Consider the following 16,206-nt stretch of genomic DNA (forward strand, 5'->3'; position numbering starts at 1 on the left):
TGTCAGGGAAAAAGGGGGCACTGGGCCCCCTCGCATCGACTTACTTGGCAAACCCTGCGGCCAGCGAGAGATTGTTCGCTTGCAGGTTGTTGGTCCCCGAGGAGACGTTCACCCCGATGTTGCCCACGGCACCGTTGAAGGCGCCGCCATCGATGGTTGCCCGGTTGAAGGTTTCGCGGCTGGTGTAGGTATTGACCACGGGAATATACCCGACGGCGTACCCACTGAGCTTGATGTCACCCTCTTCCTTGAACTCGAACTTGCCATCATCTTTCGGGTTGTTGTTGCCGTACCTGTCGTTGTCGTTGTCATTGTCGTGGCCATGTCCTTTCTTGACATCATGACCGGTACCGCCCCCCTCGTAATCGCCCCAAGCCTTGAGACCGAGGAACACACCTGCCTTGTCAACCGTCTTGGTTGCACTCAGGCTTTGGTTTTCGGTCATGTTCTTGGAGACGCTCTGGCTGTTGGCCACGGTGGCCACGGCCATGTTGCCGGTGGACACGGAGGCTGCCATGTTGTTGGCCTGGACGTTACCCGAGCCCGAGGTCACGTTGACCCCGATGTTGCCTGCGGCATCCTTGAAGGCCCCATCGCCCACACCGGCCTTGTTCTGATGGCCGTGATTGGTCGTCCAGTTGTTGCTGGCGCTCTGGGTGGAGAAGACCTCGGCATCCGACGATCCGCCAGGGGCGCCATGTTGTTGACCACGACCCATGATGAACTCGGCATCGACCTCGTCATAGGCGGCCAGGGAAGCGCTGTTGCCCTGTGCGTTGGAGTCACCGGCTGCGACGTTGGCGCCGATGTTACCGGATGCACCCTTGAACGAGCCGTCGATCTTGCTCGTGTTCTCCGTTCTTGTATTGGCGGTGCCTATCATGGAACTGGACTGCTGGTTGTCCACGACGGCCATGCCGAGTTTGTTGACGTTGATGTAGCCGCCGACATTGACCCTGCCTTCGTATTCCACATCGACCTCTGCCTTGACCTTCTTGGTCAAGGTTGCCCCTGTCTCATCTCTGTCACCGCGGTAATCGGCAGATGCAGTGCCCGACATGGCCATGATGACCGCGGCGGCTAATGAGCTATAAATAAGTCCACGCATAATGAGTCTCTCCATTGAACTTTCAGCGGAAGATATGCCCATCGGCTGATACCCCCGGGCCTGGCTTCCTATCCCTGCGGCATCATGGGGATGCCGTTACTGCGCCAGCCAGGGGCAGGGAAACCATGTTGACTGACTGGTTTCCCTGTCCCGTGACCTGGTTCACCTGAATGACCCCCTTGCTGCCCGTGAGGGCGGTGTCATCCAGATAGATGCTGGTAGTGGTGTTGGCGGGGGGCTTTCCCCCTGGGGTCTTCGCGACGCTGGAGCTGAGATTGATGTCGGTCACGACACCCAGGCCGCTGTCATCGAGGGACAGGGCGAAGGCGTTCAGTTGCTGGTTGCCCTCACCCGCCCCCTGATTGATGCCGACCAGTCCCCGGTTCTGGCTCAGGGCCGAGCCCAGGATGGCGACGCTCTGGCTGCCGTTCAGATTGGTGGTGGATTGATTCAGCTGACCAAATTGAATGACGGCCGGACCCGAAATGGCGATGGCGGCAAGATTGCCTTGTTGGTTGTTATTGCCGGCAACCATATTGACGCCCATGGAACCACGAATATTGCTCAATGCCTGAGCACCGAGATCGACCCGGTTTTGTGCCATTGAGGGGGTGGCAAATGCCAGAAAAGGAAATGCTGCCAATGCAATATATATTTTCATGTTCTGTCTCCATATGCCAGGAGGGCTTATTGGAGAGAGCAACGACCATGCCAATTTACAACCATATGATTTTTAGTTATTTTTTATTTGATATGATTGTTTTTACGTCTCAATATTGAGAGCGACATATTATGTCGTGAAGTAAGCGCTTATTTATCAATGGATTTATTTTTTCTCACGGATAATTTGGCTGTCTCAATATTGTGGTGCCATCAATCTAAAGGCGGGATGGTTTATAGTTATCATCGTCTGGCCATATTAAATGGCGCCATTTGATGATAAAGGGAGTTATCTGGACAAGTCGTCAGACTCCTTCGTGCAGTGGCGATAACAAGGAGTTGTCCCTATGACAGAAACGGCATTGTTGCTCATCAATTCATGTGCCGTACTGGAAAGCCTGCTGGAACAAGGCGAGTGGCAGGTGGAGCAGGCAAGCTCCCTGGTGGTGGCAGAGAAAAAACTGCAGGAAAAGGACTATCCCCTGGTGCTGGTGGTGATCGAGCATCAGCAGCACGAAGCCCTCTACAACCTGATTGCGCAGCACTCCGGCGCCTTGTGGATCGGCCTCATCCAGCGGGACTGTCTCGCCAGCGAAGCCCTTCGCAATTTGCTGGCAGCCTGTTTTCATGATTTTCACACCTTTCCCCTGGACAGAGACAGGCTCTCCCACAGCCTGGGACATGCCCTGGGGATGGCGCGCCTCATCCGGCGACACCGCCCCCGACTGCAACCCCAGCTGCGTTTCATCCAGGGGGAGAGCGCCCCCATCCGCCAGTTGCGCGACCAGATCGTGCGGTTGCAGCATTGCCGCCTGCCCGTACTGGTGACGGGACCGAGCGGCACGGGCAAGGAGCTGGTGGCCCGGGAGCTGCACTACAGCACGTTCGGGGAGGAGAGCCCCTTCGTGGCGGTCAATTGCGGGGCCATGCCCCATCAGCTCATCCAGTCCGAGCTGTTCGGCCACGTCAAAGGGGCCTTCACCGGGGCACAGCACCACAAGATAGGCAAGATAGAGGCCGCCGATGGCGGCACCCTGTTTCTCGACGAGATAGGGGAGCTGCCGCTGGAGGATCAGGCAACCCTGCTGCGCTTCTTGCAGGAGCAGTGCATAGAGGCGGTGGGCAGCCACCTGTCGCGTCGTGTGGATGTGCGGATCATCGCGGCCACCAATATCGATGTGGAGCAGGCGGTGGCCAGCGGCGGCTTTCGCATGGATCTCTACTACCGGCTCAACGTGGTGCGCCTGCGCACCCCGGCCTTGTGCGAGCGGGCGGAAGACATCCAGCTCCTTGCCGATGACATTCTGGCGGAAGTGCGGGGCGGGCGGGTGCTCAGTTTCACCCGCAAGGCGCGCCAGGCCATGCAGTCCTATGGCTGGCCGGGGAATGTGAGGGAGCTGCGCAACCGGGTGCAGCGGGCGGCGGTCATGTGCAGCGGCCCCTTCATCGAAGCCGATGACATGGAGCTGACCAACATGGACAGCCTGCTGCTCGACGGCTCGCTCAAGGCGGTGCGCGAAGCGGCGGAGCGTCAGGCCTTGCAACGGACGCTGGCCCGCTTCCCCGATCAGCTCGAGGAGGTGGCCCGCACGCTCGACATTTCCCGGGCCACCCTCTATCGCCTGCTGGACAAGCACGATCTGCTGTGAGGGGACGGCAGTATCGCCCCGTCATGCAAAAAGCCCGGGCAGCAGGCCCGGGCTTCTTTTCTGGCCCCGTCGTGGGGACTCGTGACTTCCGATGAGCTTCAGGCCATCTCCATGGCGAGGTGACAGAGTCGCCGCGCAGCCTCCTCCTCGCTCTTGACTACATGATGCACGCCGCGCACGCGCAGATGATGCACCTCCTCGTGCTGGTGGGCACAGGCGGCGATGCGCATCAGGGCGCCGTATTCCTGCGCCCTGATGGCTATCTCACCGGCCAGCAGGCTGTCATCCAGGGTGATCAGCAGCCAGCTGGCGTTGGGCAGCGCCGCCGTCAGCAGATCCTGCTGGATGGGATGGCCCGCCAGACAGGTGATCCCCATGGCGCGCCAAGGGGCCAGCAGTCGCTCATCGGTGTCGATCACCACCATCTCCCTGCCTTGTTCATGCAACTGCCAGATGAGGTGCTGACCTATCTCGTCGGCGCCCACTACCACCACATGGCCCTGCAAGGGGCAGAGGTGAGGTGACTCATCGGTGCGTGGCTCGGGATGGCGCCTCAGCCAACGCTCTACCTGGTTGAAGACCAGCGGATTGAGCACGATGGAGAAACAGGCGCCGACCAGCACCAGATCCCGGGCGACCCCGGGGACCAGTTCGAGCATGACCCCGAGACCCATCAGGATGAAGGAGAACTCACCCACCTGGGCCAGGCTGGCGGAGATGGTCAGCGCCGTGCGCTGGCTGTGGCCAAAGAGCCGCACGATGGCGAAGGCGGCCACCGATTTGCCGATCACGATGACGAACAGGGTGGCCAGCACGGCCAGGGGCTCGCGCAGCAGGATGACGGGGTCGAACAGCATGCCCACGGAGACGAAGAAGAGCACGGCGAAGGCGTCCTGCAGGGGCAGGGTGTCGTTGGCCGCCTTGTGGCTCAGATGGGAGCTGTTCATCACGACGCCGGCGAAGAAGGCGCCGAGGGCAAAGGAGACGCCAAACAGCTTGACGGCGCCAAAAGCGATGCCCAGAGAACAGGAGAGGACGGCCAGGGTGAACAGCTCGCGGGAGCCGGTGGCGGCGGTGCGGGCCAGCAGCCAGGGGATGAGGCGGCGTCCGCCGATGACCATCAGGGCGATGAAGGCAGCCACCTTGGCCAGGGTCAGGCCGATATCCGCCATCACCTGGGCCGGGGTCAGTGCCTCGCCCCCCTGCTGCAGGTTGGCGAGGATGGGGAGCAGTACCAGGGCCAGCACCATCACCAGATCCTCCACGATGAGCCAGCCGATGGCGATGCGTCCCTCGTTGGTGTCGAGCTGGCCGCGGCTCTCCAGGGCGCGCAGCAGCACCACGGTACTGGCGGTGGAGAGGGCCAGGCCAAACACCAGGCCGGCGGTCACGGTCCAGTCGAGCAGTTGGGAGAGGCCAAGGCCGAGCAGGGTCGCAAGGGTTATCTGGACGATGGCTCCCGGGATGGCGATGTGTTTCACCGACAGCAGGTCTTTTACGGAAAAGTGCAGGCCGACACCAAACATCAGCAGGATGACGCCGATTTCGGCCAGCTCGGGGGCGAGCCGCAGATCGGCGACATAGCCCGGCGTAAAGGGGCCGCATACCACGCCGGCCGCGAGGTAGCCCACCATGGGGGAGATGCGCAGGCGGCTTGCCAGCATGCCGAAGAGGTAGGCCAGCACGAGGCCGCCTACCAGGGTGGTGATAAGGGGGAGTGAGTGGTCCATGTCGTCACCTCGCTAATGGCAGTCAGGGGCTACCAGATCACCCGAAGGTGAAGAGGGCAGCTGTCAATGAGCAGGGGGCGAAAGAGACAGAAGTTGGCCGTATCAAGGGGAAATCTTGAGGGCAACAGATGCCGTTTCTATTGAAAAGTAATGCATTTATATGCCATGAGCAACACTGTTCCAGTTTTTACGTTGGTTTTGATGAAAAGCATCTTTAATACATTGCGATTGGGTGAAAAGAGTGTGCGGTTAAAGAAAAATTGGCAGGAATAATCAATCGATGATGATATTGGGAGGCAAGGGAGAACACCTATGAGCACACGGCATGGAGGAGGCTGGCCTCCTCCATGGTGAACGAGGGTGCTGAAGGGGCATCACTCCCCCCTGGCGACCCCCTCACGTCTGGGGTCTGCGGCCCCCAGCCAGCCGCCGGCATGGCGCTGGACGCCCTGCAGCCCGGAGGTCTGCTCGTTAAGCAGGACCTCGTGCCCTCTGGCCTTGAGCCCCTGAACCACGGCGTCGGGCGTGCGCCCCTGCTCCAGCTCGGTGGGGCCGTTGCGACTGCCGAAATTGGGCAGGTTGATGGCCTGCTGCAGGTCGAGCCCCCAATCCTGGGTGCCGAGCAGCGCCTTGCCCACGTAGTTGATGATGGCCGAGCCTCCCGGGGAGCCCAGGCTCATCTCGAGCTCGCCGCTTGCCTTGTCAAACACCAGCAGGGGCGACATGGAGGAGCGGGGGCGCTTGCCGGGCTCCACCCGGTTTGCCACCGGCAGGCCGGCGGCGTCCACCGAGGTGAAGGAGAAGTCGGTGAGCTGGTTGTTCAGCAGGTAGCCGTTGACCATCAGCCGCGAGCCGAAGCCATCCTCGATGGAGCTGGTCATGGCCACCGCCATACCGCTCTTGTCCACGATGGAGATGTGGCTGGTGGAGGGCAGCTCCGGGGTGGCGTCCCGGCCCCTGGCCAGCGCCCGGGGCGGGTTGCCGGGCTGGGCGACGCCCATGGAGCGGTTGCCGATAAGGTGCCCCCGCTGCGCCAGATAGCCCTTGTCCAGCAGACCTGTCACCGGCACGTCGACGACGTCGCCGTCGGCCACATACTGGTTGCGATCGGCGAAGGCGAGGCGTGCCGCCTCGCTGTAGAGGTGAATGGCCTCGCTGGAGGCGGCCAGTTGACCCTGCTCCCCCTGTACCGGTTTGAGGGCGGCCATGTCCCGGCTCTCCAGCATGCCGAAGATCTGGCCGAGGGCCAGAGTGCCGGAGGAGGGGGTCGGGAAGCCGCAGATCTCGCTCTGGCGATAGTCAAAGCAGAGCCCGTCCCGCAGCTTGGCCTGGTAGCTGGCGAGATCGGCGGCGCTCAGTACCCCGGGGTTGGTCGGGTGGGCGTGCACCTTGGCCACCATGGCCTCGGCCAGCGGGCCGCGATAGAAGGCATCGGGGCCGTCGCTGGCCAGGGTTCGCAGCACCCTGGCCAGGGCAGGGTTGGTGAGCCGGGTACCTGCCGTCTTGGGAGTGCCGTCCGCCTGATAGAAGTAGGCGCGGGCGTCCGGATCCCCGGCCAGATAGGGATCTTTTGCCAGCAGGGTGGCGAGGCGGGGGCTTATCACGAACCCTTGCTCCGCGAGGGTGATGGCGGGTTCGAACAGCGTGGCCCAGGGCAGCTTGCCATAGCGCTCGTGGGCCAGGGCCAGGGCACGCACCGTGCCGGGGGCGCCGACGGAGCGCCCGCCCACCACCCCCTCATAGAAGGCCATGGGTTTGCCCTCCTTCATGAAGAGCTGATCGGTGGCAGCGGCGGGGGCTGTTTCCCGGCCATCCACCGCCGCCACCTGCTTGCCGTCCCACACCAGCATGAGGGAGCCGCCGCCGATGCCCGAGGATTGAGGCTCCACCAGGGTCAATACCAGCTGGACGGCGATGGCTGCATCGACGGCGCTGCCCCCCGCCTTGATGATCTGGTAGCCCGCATCCACCGCCAGCGGGTTGGCCGCCGCCACCATGAAGTCACGGCCTTGCCAGCCGGGCTTGTCAATCCAGCCGCTGGCCGCCTCCGGGGCGATCAGGGTCTGGGGAGGAGGGACATAGTGAAAGCCGTCCTGGGAGGCGCAGCCGCCAAGCAGGCCGAGGGCGACCAGCAGGCCGAGGGGTTTGAGGGACATGACAGGCTCCTTGTCGGTTTCTTGTTCACCTGCCGAAATGTGTCACACTTGGAGCTTGATTAAAAGTTTGTCTTAATACTCATATGGTTACAAAACTATCAAGGAGGCGCTCATGACACACCGGGGGACGCTGGCGAAACCTTGCATGGCGGGGCTGCTCTGCCTGTTGCTGACGGCCTGCGGGGAGCCGACCTTCAGACCGCTGGCCCAGGGGGAGACCCTGCTCGCCTTCGGGGACAGTCTGACCGAGGGGCGCGGGGTAAGCCCGTCCCAAAGCTACCCCAGCGTGCTGGCGACCCTGAGCGGCCATCCCGTGGTCAATGGCGGGGTGTCCGGAGAGCTGAGCCAGGCCGGCAGGGCACGCCTGCCCGGGTTGCTGGCCCGGCACAGACCCGCTCTGGTCATCCTGCTGGAAGGGGGCAACGACATCCTGCGTGGCAGCGGGGAGGCGGCCCTCAAGGCCAATCTCGCTGCCATGATAGAGACGGTGCAGGGGAGCGGGGCCCAGATCCTGCTGGTCGGGGTGCCCCGAAAATCCCTGTTTGCCGATGGCGCTCCCCTCTACGAGGAGCTGGCAGATCAGTACGGGCTGGTGCTGGACAACGACAGCATAGGCGAGTTGCTGCGAGACCCGGCCCTGAAGTCCGATGCGGTGCATTTAAATGCCGAGGGTTACCGCACCCTGGCGCAGCGACTTCATCGACTGTTGCAGGAAAGGGGGGCACTCTAGCGAGATGTCATGCTGCCGGGGCAGTGCGCCATGCTGCCGCAATCAATGGGGTCAGGGTATTGCGCGGCGCGCTACCCCGGAGGGGACCAGCCAGTGGCGACGGTGCCGATGAAGATGAAAAAACCGCCGTGAAGGCGGTTTTTGGCAATCAGGCTGAGCCAATTTGCTTAGATGGACTGCTCTTCACCGCCCAGGGCGGCAAACAGGGCCGGGATGAACTGGGCCAGCTCGGCGGTGACCAGGGCGAAGTCGGCGTCCAGGCGGGCGGCGGGATCTTCACTGGTGACGTCGTCGTTCTGCTCGCGCAGCTCTTCGCTGAACTTGAGGCGCTTGATGGAGAGATCATCCCCCAGCACGAAGCTCAGGGTTTCGCCCCAGTTGAGGGCCAGCTTGGTCACCAGCTTGTCGTTGGCCAGGTGATTCTTGATCTCCTCGCTCATCAGATCCTGCTGCTTGCAGCGGATGATGCCGCCGTGCTCCATGGCGCTGCGCAGCTCGGCTTCGTCCTCCAGGGTGAAGGCGGCGGGCAGGTTGCCCTCGTTGAGCCACTCGGTCATGGTGATCTCGGGCGGGTTCTTGAGGGCCACCGGCACCACCGGCAGGGAGCCGATGGATTTGCGCAGGAGCGCCAGCAGATCGTCCGCCTTCTTGGCGGAGCCTGCATCCACCACCATCAGGTTGTCGGCAGGGTTTATCCAGGCGAAGGTCTGGCTGGTGCGGCTGAAGGCGCGGGGCAGCAGGGTGTGCATGATCTCCTCTTTCAGCGCCTCCTTCTCTTTCTTCTTGAGGGCGCGACCCTGCTCGAATTCAATGGCCTCTACCTTCTCCGCCAGCATCTCCTTGACCACGGTGCCGGGCAGCATCTTCTCTTCCTTGCGAGCGCACAGCAGGATGTGGCCAGAGGCGGTGTGGGTCAGGGTGGAGCCGAATTTGCCAAGGGGCTTGACCCACCCGAACCGGGAGATGTCCTGGCTGCCGCACGGGGTGAAGGCGCAGGCTTCCAGCTGGGTTTCCAGCTGCTCAACGGTCAGGTCGAAGGGGCGGGTAAAGCGGTAAATCTGCAGGTTTTTAAACCACATGGCGTCCTCGGTCTCTAGATTGTCCGGCGGGCATTGTACTAGAGAGGCGCTTTGTGATCAGCCAATCATTCTCGCTAAATAAAGGGCGATCGACCTCACAGGGCCCCACCTTGATCCCCCGGGAGCGGGCCCAACTCCCCTAGACTGCGAGTGTTCACATTGCTGACAAGGAGGCGACCATGTTGAGACAGAGTCGGCCGGAAGACATGGAAGAGATCGTCGAAATCTGGCTCCTGGCCTCCCTGCAGGCCCACGATTTCGTCGATGCCTCCTGCTGGTGGCAGGCTCAGGAGGAGCTGCGTACCCGCTACCTCGATCACGCCCGCATCTGGGTGTTCGAGGAGCGAGGGGACCTGCTCGGCTTCATGGCGCTGGTGGATGATTACCTGGCTGCACTCTTCGTGCGCCCCGATAGGCAGGGGCGGGGGGTGGGGCACGCCCTGTTGCAGGAAGCCAGATCCAGATGTGCCGAGCTGCATACCCGGGTCTTCGTGGAGAACGAGCCGGCGGTGCGTTTCTACCGCCGCCACGGCTTTGAAATCGGGGGGGAGGTGCCCGATCCCCTCACCGGCCATCTTCAGTACCAGATGCATTACCAAGCCGTCTGAATCTGACGTCTGGGGCTGCCCCGGTTGAAAACGGGGGGCACCATCCTCATCTTGTCTCCATACCGGGGCGCCTTCGCCCCCGCTCTCTTCTCCTTATCGAGCCGTTTTCCATGAAGATCCTGCACACCGCCGACTGGCACCTCGGTCATCAGCTTCACGGCCACGACCGCCGCTTCGAACACGACGCCTTCCTCGACTGGCTGGCCGACACCATCAAGACCCGCGACATCGACGCCCTGCTGGTGGCGGGCGATCTGTTCGACACCGCCAACCCTCCCGCCAGCGCCTGGCAGCAGCTCTACCGCTTCCTGGCACGGCTGCGCGCCGAACACCCGGCACTGGAGATGGTGCTCATCGGCGGCAACCACGACTCTCCCTCCAAGCTGGATGCCCCCCACGAGCTGCTGCGCGCCTTCGACCTCCATCTGGTGGGCAGCATCAGCCGGGACGACGAGGGGCGCCTCGAGACCGAGCGCCTGCTGGTGCCGCTGCGAGGCAAGAACGGCGAGGTGGCCGCCTGGTGCGCCGCCGTGCCGTTTCTGCGCAGCAGCGATCTGCGCCCCGACGGGATCAGTGAAGGGCAGGACAGACTCATCGAAGGGGTACGCCAGGTCTATGAGGCGGTGCTGAGCGAGGGGCGTGCGCGCTGCCATCCGGACCAGGCCCTCATCGCCATGGGCCACGCCTATCTGGCGGCGGGCCAGCTCTCCGAGCTCTCCGAGCGGCGGGTGCTTGGCGGCAACCAGCATGCCCTGCCTGCCGAACTGTTTGCCGCTGCCGACTACACGGCGCTGGGTCATCTGCACCTGGCCCAGAGCCCGGCCGAGGGGGTGCACTACAGCGGCTCGCCGCTGCCGCTCTCACTGGCCGAGGCGAATTACAACCATCAGGTGCTGGAGGTGACGTTTGAGAGGGGCAAACTGGCCCGCCTTGAGCGGATCCCGGTGCCCCGCGCGGTGGAGATGATCCGCCTGCCCCAGAGCGGCCTTGACGAGGCGCTCCAGGCCATCGAGGCGCTGGCGCTGCCCGCTTGCCCGCAGCAGGCGCAGCCCTTCCTCGAGGTGCGGCTGCTGCTGCCCAAACCCGAGGCCCGCATCCGCGAGCGCGTACTGGCCGCCATCGGCGACAAGCCGGTGCGTCTTGCCCGCATCACGACCAGTTATCAGGGCTCGGGCCAGGGGCTGGCGGACGGTGCCGGCCAGCGCCGGCTCGATGAACTCTCCCCCACCGAGGTGTTTCGCCTCTGCTATCAGCGTCAGTTCGACGGGGAGCCGGAGGCCGAGCTGGTGGCGTCGTTTGAAGAGATCCTGGAGCAGGTGAAGGAGTCCAGCCAATGAAAATCTTGTCGCTGTCAGGGGAGAATCTGGCCAGCCTGACCGGTCAATTCACCATCGATTTTGCCGGTGGCGCCCTGGGGGCCGCCGGCCTGTTTGCCATCACCGGCAATACTGGCGCTGGCAAGAGCACCCTGCTCGATGCCATCTGTCTGGCGCTCTACGACGAGATGCCGCGCTTTATCGCCAATCGCAAGAATGTCGCCGAAGTGGGCCGCATGGATGACGAGGAGAAGCTCAAGGCCAACGACGTGCGCGGCATCCTCAGCCGTGGTCACGCCAGCGGTTTTGCCGAGGTGCAGTTTCGCGGCTGTGACGGCCGTGTCTGGCTGGCCCGCTGGGCGGTGCGCCGGGCTCGCAACCGCGCCGAGGGGCGCTTTCAGGCCCAGGAGCGCAGCCTGACCGACGTGGCGTCGGGCCAGGTGTTCAGTGGCAGCAAGCGGGAGCTGCAGGATCGCATCGACGAGCTGGTGGGGCTCTCCTGGGAGCAGTTTCGTCGCGCCGTCATCCTGCCCCAGGGGGAGTTTGCCGCCTTCCTCAAGTCGAGCGCCGACGAGCGTTCGGCCCTGCTCGAACGGATGACCGGCACCGAGCTCTACTCCGCTATTTCGGTCCAGACCCATGAGCGGGCGCGGGAGGAGCAGCAGAAACTGGCTGCCATCCGCCAGCGGCTCGGTGACGTGGCGCTGATGGACGAGGCGACCCGCGAGCAGTGGGTGAGCCAGCAGGTCAGCCTCGCCACCAGCCTCAAGCACGAGCAGCAGCAACAGCAGCTGATGCAGGACTTGCGCGATCTCAACGGCCGCATCGCCGCCCAGTTGCAGGCCTGTCAGGAGGGGGAAGCGGCCCTTGCCGCAGCCGAGGCGGCCCACGGTGCGGCCGCCCCCGAGCGGGAGGAGTTCGCCCGCGCCGAGCAGGCCCAGGTGGCCCGCGCGGATCACGACGAACTGGCTCGCCTCACCCTGGAGGTGCAGCAGCAGGAGAAGGCGCTGGCCGAGCTTGGCCCTGAACTTGGCAAGCTGGAGGAGCAGACCCAGCAGAGCGCCCTCACCGAACAGCAACTGCTGGCGGAGAAGATCGCCGCCGAGCGCGAGTGGGGCGCCCTGCAGCCTGAACTCAAACGGGCGCAGGAGCTCGACACCCGCATTCGGGAAAAGCAGCAGCAACTGCAGAAGATCCAGCAGGAGGGGGCGCAGGAGCGGGAGGTGCAGCTCACCCTGGAGCAGGGCTGGCGCCAGCAGTGCCAGCAGGTGGAGCAGCTCAAGGGCCAGCACCAGCAGTGGGGTGCCTGGCTTGAGGAGCACAAGGAGCTGGCGCCGGTGGCCCGCCAGTGGCAGCCCCTGCTCACCGCCATGCAGGATTGGGCCGAGGATGCCGACAGGCTGCAGCAACTGCTCACCCTGCGCGAACACAAGCTGCGCGCCCTCAGGCAGTTGCAACATCAGCTGGAACAGGGGCAGCAGGAGCGCGACTATTGGCAGCGCGAGCAGGAGCGACTGCAGCAGCAACAGCACGAGCTGCAGGAGCAGCAGTGGGAGGGGCGTCTGGCCAAGGCGCAGGAGCAGTGGCAAGGGCAGACTGAGCAGCTGGGCCAGCTGCGCCAGCTGTTGGAGCTGGCGGACTATGGCCGCAATCACGGTGAGCAGCATGGTCGCCTGCAGCAGGAGATCGTCCAGCTGGAGCAGGCGCTCGGCAAGCTGGCCATCCTCGGCGACGAGCTGACGCCGGCCCGCGAGCGGCTCGCCCTGCAACGGGACGAGGCGCGTCACGCGCTGGAGCAGTCCCGTGCCATCGCTACTTTCGAGCAGCATCGCCATATCCTGCGCGACGGTGAACCTTGCCCGCTCTGCGGCGCCGAGGAGCACCCCTATCACCAGAGTCAGCCACAGGTGGCGGGCATTCTGGGGCAGCTGGCGGAGCGCGTCCGCAGCCTGGAGCTTGAGTGGGAGCGGCTCAATCACCAATACATTCAGTGCGAGAGCGAGCGCCAGGAGCTGGCCCGCCAGCTGGCGGTGCGCCAGCAGCATCTGCCTGAGCTGGAGACGCGCGCCGAGCAGCTGACCCAGCGTTGGCAGCAGCTGGGCGGTGCCGAGCTGCTGGGCCATCCGTTGCCGCTACGTCAGAGCCCGATCGAGTGGAACGAGTTGATGAATACCCTGCTCGGCCGCGGCCAGAGTCTGGAGCAGGGGCTGGCCCGCAGCCAGCAGCAACTGCGCGAGGCCCAGCAGGGCCAGCAGCAGTTGCAGGCCGTGCGCCAGCAGCTGAGCCAGCTGGCCAGCCAGCACCAGCAGTTCGAGCAGCAGTGGCAGGAGGCCGATCGCCAGCGCATCACTCTGGAAGGGGAGGTGAATGCGATGGGCGAGCAGGAAACGACCCTGCGCCAGCGCCTTGAGCAGGGGGGCAGCCGGCTCGACGAGCAGATGGGAGGCCAGCCCTGGCGTCAGTGGCTGGGCAGCCAGCAGTGGCGCGAGTGGCAGCGGGCCTGCGAGGCCTGGCTGCACGGCCAGAGTGAGTGGGAGCTGCTGACCGGCGAGATTGCCAGCCTCACCCCGGCCCTGAGTGCTCAGGAGGCGCGCTTGCAGACCCAGCGTGAGCTGCTGCACAAGCTCGAGCGTGACTACAAGGAGCATGAACAGCAACGACAGGGGCTGGTCACCAGCCGCGCGGCCTGTCTGGGGGGCGAGGAGATTGCCCTGGTCGAGAGCCGCTGGCAGCAGCGGCTGCAGCAGCTGGCCAGCGAGCTGGAGACGATGCAGGGGGCGGCCCGCGCCCTGCGCGAGCGTCAGACCGAGCTCAAGACCCGTCTCAGCCATCTGGAGCAGGAGAAGCAGGTGAGCAGCCGGCGGCGACGGGAGGTGCTGGGGCGCTGGGCTGCCCACGCCAGCAGCCTCGGCATCGCCGAATATGACCTGCGCCGCCTGCTGGCCATGAGCCCGGATGAGCTCAAGGGGCGCCGCGCCGCCTTGCAGGCGCTGGAGGATGCCCGCGCCGAGGCGCGTACCCGTTTGACCGAGCGGCAGCGGGCGCTGGCGCTGGAGGAGAGCAAGCGGGATCGTTACCGCGAGCATCACCCCGAGCTGGCCGCGTTGGCGCCACAGGAGCTCGACAGCCGGCTGACGGCGCTGGAGGCGCACTGCCGCGCTCTCGACGAGCAGCTGTTCCAGTGCAAGAGCACGCTGGCTCAGGCCGAGGCGGCGGCCCTCAAGGCGGGCACCTTGCAGGAGGAACTGGCTGCCCAGCAGGCGGTGGCGGATCACTGGCAGCGCCTCTGTGACCTTATCGGCTCGGCCAGCGGCGCCAAGCTGCGCACCTTCGCCCAGAGCCTCACCCTGGAGCGGCTGCTGCTGGAGGCCAACGCCCAGCTCGCCGAGCTCTCCCCCCGCTATCGGCTGGAGCGAGTGCCCGGCACCGATCTGGCGCTGCAGGTGGTGGATCTCGACATGGGGGATGAGGTGCGTTCGGTGGACTCTCTCTCCGGCGGTGAAAGCTTTCTGGTGTCGCTGGCGCTGGCGCTGGCCCTATCCAGCCTGTCGTCGCGCCAGACCCAGGTCGAATCGCTGTTCATCGACGAAGGCTTTGGCACGCTCGATCCCGACAGCCTGGATCTGGCGCTTGCCAGCCTCGATTCCCTGCAGGCGGCCGGTCGCCAGATCGGGGTCATCTCCCACGTGCAGACCCTGGTGGAGCGGATCGGTGTGCAGGTGCGGGTGGAGGCCCTCGGTGGCGGTGAAAGCCGGGTGGTGTTGCCCGGCTGACGACGTGTCGCCCATGACCCTCCATGAACAAAAAGGCCCCTGTCACAGGGGCCTTTTTGTTGGTGTGCAACCCGTCGCTGGTTATTTGCGCTCGGGCAGCATATTGGTCAGGGTATTGTCCTTGAGCACATGGTGGTGGTAGATGGCTGCCGCCGCGTGCAGGGCAATCAGCGCATAGCCAATGTTGGCCAGCGTCTCGTGCAGCTCCTTGATGGTACCCTTCAGGCCGTCGTCGGGGGCGATGAGGGCGGGGAGCGCCAGGCCGAAGAAGGGAATGGGCTTGCCCCCTGCGCTCAACAGCAGCCAGCCCAGCAGCGGGGTGAGGATCAGGAAGCCATAGAGCGCCAGGTGGGCGAGCTTGGCCAGCGTGAGCATCAGGGGGGAGAGCTCGGGCACGATACGCGGTGAAGGGCTACCCACGCGCACCAGCAGGCGCACGACCACCAGCGCCAGGATCAGCAGACCCACCATGAAGTGAAACTCCTTCATCAGGTCGCGGCCAGCCGACCCTTTGGGGAAGATGTCCCTGAACTCCATCAGTGCATAGACGGCGATCATCAGCAGCAGGGTCAACCAGTGCAGCCCTATGCTCAGGCTGCCATAACGTTGTTCGGTATTTCTCAGCATCGTTGTCTCCTCGCCACTTAAGCGGCTTATCTCTTTTCATCCCGTCTCGTATCGAGCCAAAGGACCCGCAGGTATCCCTCTTGAGGGTACTCGGCTTGCTTATGCCCGTGTTGATCTCGATAACATTTCTGCCTGTTTGCCGTCATGCTGACCTGTGCTGGAGCCCATGGAGTATCGGGAGATGGAAGGGGCAAAAAAAAACCGAAGCACCAGGCTTCGGTTTTTGGCGGTCACTGGCGTCAGGCCAGGGCGCATTATTTCTTGATGCGGATCACCGGGGTTTCGCCCACGGTCACGGCGCCAGTCATCTTCACCAGCTCTTTGATCTCGTCCATGTTGGAGATGACCACAGGCGTCAGGGTAGACTTGGCTTTGGCTTCCAGAACGGCCAGATCGAACTCGATGATGGTGTCACCGCGCTTGACCTGTTGACCTTCCTGAGCGATACGGGTGAAACCTTCACCCTTCAGCTCGACGGTGTCGATACCGAAGTGAACGAACAGCTCGATACCAGAGTCGGACTCCAGAGAGAACGCGTGGTTGGTCTCGAAGATTTTGCCGATGGTGCCGTCGCAAGGAGCAACCATCTTGTTGCCGGCCGGTTTGATGGCGATGCCGTCGCCGACGATCTTCTCGGCGAAGACGACGTCAGGCACATCTTCGATGGGGACGATTTCGCCGGACAGCGGAGCAAAGATTTCGATGCCGCCAGTGTCAGAACTGTCGTCGGAAACCAGTTTCTTCAGTTTGTCGAACAGACCCATAGTAAA

12 protein-coding genes are annotated in these 16,206 nt (G+C 63.9%); 5 read left to right on the top strand and 7 right to left on the bottom strand.

Going from position 1 to position 16,206, the window contains the following annotated elements; all coding sequences use genetic code 11:
• Positions 1-40 precede the first annotated feature (40 nt).
• Both AB5Y54_RS01875 and AB5Y54_RS01880 read right to left on the bottom strand, forming a co-directional pair.
• A complete protein-coding gene (locus tag AB5Y54_RS01875; protein ID WP_143237862.1) occupies positions 41-1,003 on the bottom strand; it encodes a hypothetical protein in 963 nt (320 codons plus the stop codon).
• 187 nt (positions 1,004-1,190) lie between these two features.
• Positions 1,191-1,769 carry a hypothetical protein gene (locus AB5Y54_RS01880; RefSeq protein ID WP_223924172.1) on the bottom strand — a complete coding sequence of 193 codons (579 nt, stop codon included), beginning with the start codon at positions 1,767-1,769 and terminating at the stop codon, positions 1,191-1,193.
• Between the two features lie 346 nt (positions 1,770-2,115).
• Here AB5Y54_RS01880 and AB5Y54_RS01885 point away from each other — a divergent pair, with 346 nt between their 5' ends.
• Positions 2,116-3,417: a sigma-54 dependent transcriptional regulator gene (locus AB5Y54_RS01885; protein WP_042864209.1), complete on the top strand. Its 1,302-nt coding sequence runs from the start codon at positions 2,116-2,118 to the stop codon at positions 3,415-3,417.
• 98 nt (positions 3,418-3,515) lie between these two features.
• Here AB5Y54_RS01885 and ybaL read toward each other — a convergent pair whose 3' ends face one another.
• Positions 3,516-5,147 (bottom strand): YbaL family putative K(+) efflux transporter, encoded by a 1,632-nt coding sequence (gene ybaL / locus AB5Y54_RS01890; RefSeq protein WP_143237861.1) that lies wholly within the window; start codon positions 5,145-5,147, stop codon positions 3,516-3,518.
• A gap of 374 nt (positions 5,148-5,521) precedes the next feature.
• On the bottom strand, positions 5,522-7,303 hold the full coding sequence (ggt, locus tag AB5Y54_RS01895; RefSeq protein WP_143237860.1) for a gamma-glutamyltransferase: 1,782 nt from the start codon (positions 7,301-7,303) through the stop codon (positions 5,522-5,524).
• 112 nt (positions 7,304-7,415) lie between these two features.
• Here ggt and AB5Y54_RS01900 point away from each other — a divergent pair, with 112 nt between their 5' ends.
• Positions 7,416-8,033, top strand: coding sequence for an arylesterase (locus AB5Y54_RS01900; protein WP_368153154.1), 618 nt, complete (start codon positions 7,416-7,418; stop codon positions 8,031-8,033).
• Positions 8,034-8,200: 167 nt separating this feature from the next.
• On the opposite strand, the gene rdgC is transcribed toward AB5Y54_RS01900, so the two are convergent.
• Positions 8,201-9,112 (bottom strand): recombination-associated protein RdgC, encoded by a 912-nt coding sequence (gene rdgC / locus AB5Y54_RS01905; protein WP_368153155.1) that lies wholly within the window; start codon positions 9,110-9,112, stop codon positions 8,201-8,203.
• A 179-nt stretch (positions 9,113-9,291) separates the two neighbouring features.
• On the opposite strand from rdgC, the gene AB5Y54_RS01910 reads away from it, so the two are divergent.
• From AB5Y54_RS01910 to AB5Y54_RS01920, 3 genes are all read left to right on the top strand, one after another.
• Positions 9,292-9,720, top strand: coding sequence for a GNAT family N-acetyltransferase (locus AB5Y54_RS01910; protein ID WP_010673565.1), 429 nt, complete (start codon positions 9,292-9,294; stop codon positions 9,718-9,720).
• A 110-nt stretch (positions 9,721-9,830) separates the two neighbouring features.
• The gene (locus tag AB5Y54_RS01915; protein WP_368153156.1) at positions 9,831-11,057 is read left to right on the top strand and encodes an exonuclease SbcCD subunit D C-terminal domain-containing protein; all 1,227 of its coding nucleotides are present in this window, start codon (positions 9,831-9,833) and stop codon (positions 11,055-11,057) included.
• Positions 11,054-14,809: an AAA family ATPase gene (locus tag AB5Y54_RS01920; protein ID WP_368153157.1), complete on the top strand. Its 3,756-nt coding sequence runs from the start codon at positions 11,054-11,056 to the stop codon at positions 14,807-14,809. Before AB5Y54_RS01915 ends, AB5Y54_RS01920 begins: the two co-directional genes overlap by 4 nt.
• An 81-nt stretch (positions 14,810-14,890) precedes the next feature.
• Here the strand turns inward: AB5Y54_RS01920 and AB5Y54_RS01925 are convergent, their stop codons facing one another.
• The gene (locus tag AB5Y54_RS01925; RefSeq protein ID WP_042015896.1) at positions 14,891-15,436 is read right to left on the bottom strand and encodes a cytochrome b; all 546 of its coding nucleotides are present in this window, start codon (positions 15,434-15,436) and stop codon (positions 14,891-14,893) included.
• A 254-nt stretch (positions 15,437-15,690) separates the two neighbouring features.
• Positions 15,691-16,200 carry a PTS glucose transporter subunit IIA gene (crr, locus tag AB5Y54_RS01930; RefSeq protein ID WP_010673569.1) on the bottom strand — a complete coding sequence of 170 codons (510 nt, stop codon included), beginning with the start codon at positions 16,198-16,200 and terminating at the stop codon, positions 15,691-15,693.
• Positions 16,201-16,206 lie beyond the last annotated feature (6 nt).

Source organism: Aeromonas sp. s9, from assembly GCF_040907765.1.
Classification (GTDB): Bacteria; Pseudomonadota; Gammaproteobacteria; order Enterobacterales; family Aeromonadaceae; genus Aeromonas; species Aeromonas caviae.

Coding starts and splice junctions, on each gene's coding strand:
- AB5Y54_RS01880 (WP_223924172.1), bottom strand. CDS start 1,769: ATGAAAATATATATTGCATTGGCAGCATTTCCTTTTCTGGCATTTGCC.
- AB5Y54_RS01885 (WP_042864209.1), top strand. CDS start 2,116: ATGACAGAAACGGCATTGTTGCTCATCAATTCATGTGCCGTACTGGAA.
- ybaL (WP_143237861.1), bottom strand. CDS start 5,147: ATGGACCACTCACTCCCCCTTATCACCACCCTGGTAGGCGGCCTCGTG.
- ggt (WP_143237860.1), bottom strand. CDS start 7,303: ATGTCCCTCAAACCCCTCGGCCTGCTGGTCGCCCTCGGCCTGCTTGGC.
- AB5Y54_RS01900 (WP_368153154.1), top strand. CDS start 7,416: ATGACACACCGGGGGACGCTGGCGAAACCTTGCATGGCGGGGCTGCTC.
- rdgC (WP_368153155.1), bottom strand. CDS start 9,112: ATGTGGTTTAAAAACCTGCAGATTTACCGCTTTACCCGCCCCTTCGAC.
- AB5Y54_RS01910 (WP_010673565.1), top strand. CDS start 9,292: ATGTTGAGACAGAGTCGGCCGGAAGACATGGAAGAGATCGTCGAAATC.
- AB5Y54_RS01915 (WP_368153156.1), top strand. CDS start 9,831: ATGAAGATCCTGCACACCGCCGACTGGCACCTCGGTCATCAGCTTCAC.
- AB5Y54_RS01920 (WP_368153157.1), top strand. CDS start 11,054: ATGAAAATCTTGTCGCTGTCAGGGGAGAATCTGGCCAGCCTGACCGGT.
- AB5Y54_RS01925 (WP_042015896.1), bottom strand. CDS start 15,436: ATGCTGAGAAATACCGAACAACGTTATGGCAGCCTGAGCATAGGGCTG.
- crr (WP_010673569.1), bottom strand. CDS start 16,200: ATGGGTCTGTTCGACAAACTGAAGAAACTGGTTTCCGACGACAGTTCT.